Consider the following 5774-nt stretch of genomic DNA (forward strand, 5'->3'; position numbering starts at 1 on the left):
GTGCCGGTGCGGCCCGCAGCACGGGTCAAAACAATGGTTTGCACCGCACCGGGGATGGTGAGCGACTGACCCAGAGCCGCTGCCGTGGCCTGGTAGGCGCTGACCCCGGGCACCACCTCCACGGCCACACCGGCCTCCGCCAAGCGGCAGATCTGCTCGTGGAGGGCGCCGTAGAGGCAAGGGTCGCCGTCGTGGAGGCGCACCACCCGCTTGCCGGCACGAACTCGCTCCAGCATCACCTCCATCACCGCCTCCAGGGTGAGACTGCAGGTGGAGATGCGTGCGCAGTCCGCAGGAGCCAGGGCGGCGACGGCAGGGGAGACTAGTGAATCCGCCCAGATGAGTACCTGGGCCTCCCGGATACGCCGATGGGCCCGCAGGGTGAGCAGGTCGGGGGCACCAGGCCCGGCCCCCACAATGGCCACGGACCCTTGTGGTTGTGTCGCGGCGTTCAAGATGTGGGACCCGAGCCCGGCAAGGGGCGCCGCAGGCCGTAGAGCCATGCCAGACCCAGACTGCCCAGCACAACCATGGCCCCACTCATCACCTGGGCAATGCGCAGGCCCCCTTCACAGAAGGGGGGACTGGAGAACAGGCAGAGGGGGTCGGTGCGCAACCCTTCGATCCAGAAGCGTCCCAGGCCGTAGGCAATGGCATAGGTACAGGTGAGCGCCCCTGCCGACAACTGGAACCCACGGCGGCGGCAGCGCAGCAGCAGGCCCATCAGCACACCAAAGACCACCAGGTTCCAGAGGGACTCATAGAAAAACGTGGCGTGGAAATGGGTGGCCCCTGGGCTGCTGAGCAGCACCTGGGGATCCACCAGGGCCGGTGGGATCTTGACGCTGATGGGGAAATCCGCAGGTACGGGGACGCCAAACGCTTCCGAATTGAAAAAATTGCCCCAGCGGCCAATGGCCTGCCCCAGGGCCACTGACGGCGCCAGAACATCCAGAAGATCCCAGAACGGTTGTTGGCGAAGGCGGGAAAACACCCACACCGCCAGTAGTGCCCCCACCATGCCCCCATGGATGGCGATGCCCCCTTCCCAGAAGGCGACGGCGCGGGGGATGGGAATCACCCCAAACAACCGCGTCCAGGCGTCGCGGTAGCGCTCCCATTCAAAAGCCACGTAGTAGATGCGGGCAGCCACCAACGCGGCGACAGCAAGCAGCGGCAGCAGATCCGAGATCAGCAGGGGATCAAGACCACGCCAGCGGGCCAGTCTGCTGGAGAGGGTGAGGCCAATAGCCACAGCCAAAGCAATCAGCACCCCATACCAGCGCAGAGGGGTATGGGGAATCATTGGACCCGGCGACTGAAAGACCAGGCCCAGCACACCAGAGAATCCCATGGATGAACGGTCCTCCCTCCCGGGGTCTTAAAGCTGTCCGGCAGCTTGCACCCGCTCCACTTGCCGTTTCTTGAGGACAAAGAAAATTTGTGTGGCCAGCACCAGGGTGAAGAAGCCCAACATGCCCAGGATACGCCATGGGCTCTGCAGCACGATCTCCGTGTCGTGTTGTCCGAAGCCCCCCCGGTTGGGGTCGTTGGTCAAGGCAGCACCTGCGGCAATAGTCTCTCCAGGGGTAACAATCACCTCCAGGCCCGCTGGAATGGCGGCATCCACCACGGTCTCCCCATCCGTTGCGATGTGGACCACGTGGCTGCCGTCTTCATTGTCGTCAATACCGGTGATCTCCCCCGCCGCGCCTGCTGTCCAGACCCCGTTGTTGCTTTGCTCGCCCGTGGGGTACAACTGACCGCGTCCGCGGTTGCCGCCCACATGAACGGCATACTTGCCGAACATGACGGCGCTGTCCTGCGCCGGATCAGGGGAGAGCACAGGGAAGACAAGTTCCTGGTGTTCATCGCCGGGCAAGGGACCCACAAGAACGACATTGTCTGAAGTGTCGTTGTAGGCGCTGTAGTAGATCCCCTCCATCTCTTCCTTCATGGTCTCGGGGATACGGTCCTGGGGCGCCAGGTGAAATCCCTCGGGCAGCATCAACACTGCCCCGACTTGCAGGGGAACCTGACTCCCGTCAGCGGCCAGTTCCAAGGCGCCCTTCTCGTAGGGAACCTTGACCGTTGCCTTGAAGACCGTATCCGGAAACACCGCCTGGGGCACCTCCACCTGAATGGCTTTTTGGGCCAGATGGCAATTGGCGCAAACCAGCTTGCCGGTGGCTTCTCGCGGGGTCTCCGGTGCGACCTGCTGGGCCCAGAAAGGGTAGGCCTGGGTGGCGTCAGGTTGAACAAAGAGGGTCAAGCCAGCCAGAAGGAGGCCGACGACCAGAGCACATAGGGGAGGCATGAACGGTGGGTGAGCGTGGGTGGCGGATGATTCTTGCAACGTCAGACCCACCAGGGGGAGTCACCGGTGCGGAAGTCTGTTTCTTTCCATGGCTTGAGGAAGACCACGTCGTTGCCGTCCTCCACATGGGCCAAAGCCAGGGAGAGGGGAGCCGGGCCACGCACCACCTTGCCGTTGTCGTCGTACTGGGACCCGTGGCAGGGGCAGATGAAGCGATTCTTGCCTGGATTCCAGGGAACCACACAACCCAGGTGGGTACATACAGCATTGATGCCAAAGCCGGCCAGGGTCCCTTCCGCCTTCACCAGGAGGTAGGTGGGGTCGCCCTTGAGGCCCTGCACCAGGCTGCGGTCCCCCTCCGGGTGGCTGGCCAGCCAGCCACTGGCGGTCACGTCGTTGCCCAGCGCGTCCTTGGCGGTGGTGCCACCGCCACCTCCCCCTGGCTTAGGGGGAATAAAGTAGCTGACGACGGGATACAGGGCGCCGAGGGCCACGCCGGTGAGGGAGCCGAACATGACCAGGTTCATGAATTGACGGCGCCCCATTCCGGGAACATCACTAGCCTGGAGCTGTGTCATCTGCTGCGGGAGAGAATGGTCTTGGGCACCCCAACAGGTTGGGGATCCACGCTGGCTGTAGCATTTTAGACCGTAGCCTCTGCATTATGGAGACGTGACTGCTCCCACTGACGGCAGTCACAACAGGACTGTGGCGTTTTGCAAAAAAGACTGGCCATGGCAACGGGTCCACTCACCGCCGCTGAAGTCTGCGCTCTGCTGCAACAACGCTGGGGTGCCTCGTATGACGTCCACTTGATTCAGCGGCGCCGGCGCATCTACCTGCAAATCATGTGGTGCTATCTGGAGCAACTCTCCTTCCCCCTGGACGAATCTACCTATATGGCCCGACTGATGGACTTGGTGGAGACCGTCAATCAACTGGGCAAGGGGGAAGCGGTGCGCACATGGCTGCGGACCACCACCGACCGGCCCCGCCTGGGCAAAGCCCTTAGCCTGCCGTTGCTGTAGCTGTTGCCATCAAAGCGGCCAACGCCCAATCAGTTGGCCTGGGGTCGGCGCCAATGCACCAGGGCCACCAGACCCACACCCAACAGGAAGAGGAGGGTGATGGCGCTGCTGAGGAGCACCATGGTGATGGGATCCGTGGAGGGGGTCAGCACGGCGCCCGCCAGGGCTGCGCCCATCACCACCCAGCGCCAGGAGTGCAACATGGTGACCGCGTCCACCAGACCGAACACACCCAACAGCACCTGCAGCACCGGCAGTTGAAAGGCCAGACCTGTGGCCAGCAGCAGCAGCAGCACAAAGTCCAGGTAGCGCTCAATGGACCAGAGGGGTTCCACCACGTCGGCGCCATAGGCCACCAGAAAACGCAGTGCGGCCGGCACCAGGGTCCACCAGGCAAAGGTGATGCCCACCAGGAACAGCACCGTGGAGGCCGCCACGGCCGGCACCACCAGGCGGCGTTCAGCCCGGCTCAGCCCTGGCAGGATAAATTGGAGCGTCTCATAGACCAGATAGGGCAAGCTCAGGGCCAAGCCCCCATAGAACGCCACCTTGAAGGACACAAATAAAAATTCTCCAGGGGCCAACTGCAGGAAGCGAATCCCCTGGGCAGGTTGCTCCAGAAGGCGCACCAGCGGCCGCACCCCAATCAGACACAGCCCCGCGCCGGTGGCGATGGCCAGCAAGCCCCGCAGCAGGCGGTTACGCAACTCGTCGAGGTGGTCCAACAGGGACATTTCCACCTCATCGGGGAACTGGGACGGGGGCACAGACTGCGTCTTGAGGGGGAGTTGGGTGGACACAGAGGCGCAATGGTCGCAACCACCACAAAGATTAGGGACCCTTGCTCTGGAGTAGGGACGCCACCACATCCGGGTGACCCCAAAACACACGGCTTTCACGGAAGCGCACCACCCCTGGGCCGGTGCCGGGAATCCGTTGCAGATGGCAGGTCTCGGTACTCACCACGGCAACGGCGCCGCTGCCCCGCCCACGACTGAAATAAGCCGCCAGATCGGCGGCGGTTTGCACGTCCTCCTCGTCGGCCCCCGTGGCTTCACTGGCTTTGAGCACCACGTGGCTGCCGGGGATTTCCTGGGCATGAAACCAGAGGTCACCGCGGCGTGCTTCCTGGATGCTGATGCGGTCGTTCTGGCGGTTGTTGCGCCCCACCAGCAGTCGCAGCCCGCCGGGGCTGCGCAGTTGCAGGGGCTGGGATGGTGATGTTCCGGCTGGGGAAGCCACAGAGCGGCAGCGCACCAACTCCAGTTCACGGAGCTCATCCTCCAACTCCTCCAGCAGGGCCTGGTGCTGATCCGGCGGGGCGCCGCTCCAGTGGAGCAGGAATTGGTCATGGGCGGATTCCAGCCGCGCCAACCGCTGGCGGTGGCACCCCAGGCGTGGTTCCAGCACCTGGCAGGACCGGCGCAGCTTGCGGGCTTTTTGGTAGAGCCGCTGGGCGTTGGCCAGGACGGTGATCTCCGGGTCCAGGGGAACGGACTCCTCAGGACCTCCCATGGGATCTGCCGCCAACAGGGTGGTGAGCCCACTGCGCTGGAGATCCGGGCAGCACATCAGCCGGTCCGCCCGGCGCTGCAGGGTGGTGTGGTCCGCCACAGCGGCCAAGCGTTGCTGGACATCGTCCCGCAGCCGCTGTTCTCCCGCCATGGCCTTGCCCAGAACCTGCACCAGGCGCTGGTGATCCCGCTGCATTCGGGCATGGTGGAGGTGGCGGTCATGGAATGCCGCCAGGGCAAGACCCACCCCATGGTCCGCTTCATCAGTAAAGCTGGCACTGCTCTGGGCCGCCGGCGGTGCTGCCCACACGTGATAACCCTGATCCCCTTCCAGCTCAAACCGGAACCGCCGGGCCTCCAGGGCAGTCAGCCAGTGTTGCCATTGCTGATGGAGGGCCTGCCACTGGGCCGTGGTCAGCGCCGTGACACAGAGTGTGGCGTCAATCCCGGCGGCGCCACAGAGTTGGCGGGCCAGGCTAGGGCTGATGCCGCCATAGTGCTGCCAGAGGGCCTGGGCCAGGGGGAGGGGCGCCAGTTGCAGGTGTCTCTGCCAACTGGCGCAGGATTCCTGTTCATCCGGCGCCCGGCCCGGGGCAGACGGTGGAGCACTGTAGTGGTCACCACAGCCCAGGGGGCGAACACGGGACTGCCGGGGCTTCACCTGCCGCCCCATGGCCATGATCCGGTCCCCCGCATTCAGAAGGAACAGGTTGCTGTGGCGACCCATCAACTCCAACACCAGTCGGCGCTCCACCACGGCGCCAGGTCGTTTGCCGAACTCCAGCTGCACAATGCGCTCCCAGGGGGGCTGCCGCAGGGCCGTCAGCGCCAGTCCCCGCAGGCCGTGGTGGAGTTGTTGAGCCAGGGTGCTGCCCGCCCCCTGGCGGGGTGGGGGCAAGCAGGGGTGGAAGCGGG

At 64.5% G+C, this 5774-nt stretch carries 7 protein-coding genes; 1 reads left to right on the plus strand and 6 read right to left on the minus strand.

The window, feature by feature from the left end; genetic code table 11:
* From FLM9_RS01970 to petC, 4 genes are all read right to left on the minus strand, one after another.
* Positions 1-455: SAM-dependent methyltransferase (locus FLM9_RS01970; protein WP_438801321.1), on the minus strand; the 455-nt coding region annotated here is incomplete at its 3' end.
* Complete coding sequence (gene lgt, locus FLM9_RS01975) at positions 452-1354, minus strand: prolipoprotein diacylglyceryl transferase (RefSeq protein WP_074457013.1); 903 nt, start codon at positions 1352-1354, stop codon at positions 452-454. The genes lgt and FLM9_RS01970, both read right to left, overlap by 4 nt.
* A gap of 27 nt (positions 1355-1381) precedes the next feature.
* On the minus strand, positions 1382-2317 hold the full coding sequence (locus FLM9_RS01980; RefSeq protein WP_074457014.1) for an apocytochrome f: 936 nt from the start codon (positions 2315-2317) through the stop codon (positions 1382-1384).
* A gap of 41 nt (positions 2318-2358) precedes the next feature.
* Positions 2359-2895, minus strand: a complete 537-nt coding sequence (gene petC, locus FLM9_RS01985) for a cytochrome b6-f complex iron-sulfur subunit (RefSeq protein ID WP_074457015.1) — start codon at positions 2893-2895, stop codon at positions 2359-2361.
* Between the two features lie 156 nt (positions 2896-3051).
* On the opposite strand from petC, the gene FLM9_RS01990 reads away from it, so the two are divergent.
* Positions 3052-3345: a DUF3067 family protein gene (locus FLM9_RS01990; RefSeq protein ID WP_074457017.1), complete on the plus strand. Its 294-nt coding sequence runs from the start codon at positions 3052-3054 to the stop codon at positions 3343-3345.
* A 29-nt stretch (positions 3346-3374) separates the two neighbouring features.
* Here FLM9_RS01990 and tatC read toward each other — a convergent pair whose 3' ends face one another.
* Positions 3375-4079: a twin-arginine translocase subunit TatC gene (gene tatC, locus FLM9_RS01995; protein WP_257242958.1), complete on the minus strand. Its 705-nt coding sequence runs from the start codon at positions 4077-4079 to the stop codon at positions 3375-3377.
* Between the two features lie 97 nt (positions 4080-4176).
* Positions 4177-5774 (minus strand): Rqc2 family fibronectin-binding protein (locus FLM9_RS02000; RefSeq protein ID WP_218969722.1); only part of this gene is annotated, 1598 nt, incomplete at its 5' end.

The organism is Candidatus Synechococcus spongiarum (genome assembly GCF_900047545.1).
Taxonomy (GTDB): domain Bacteria; phylum Cyanobacteriota; class Cyanobacteriia; order PCC-6307; family Cyanobiaceae; genus Synechococcus_B; species Synechococcus_B spongiarum_C.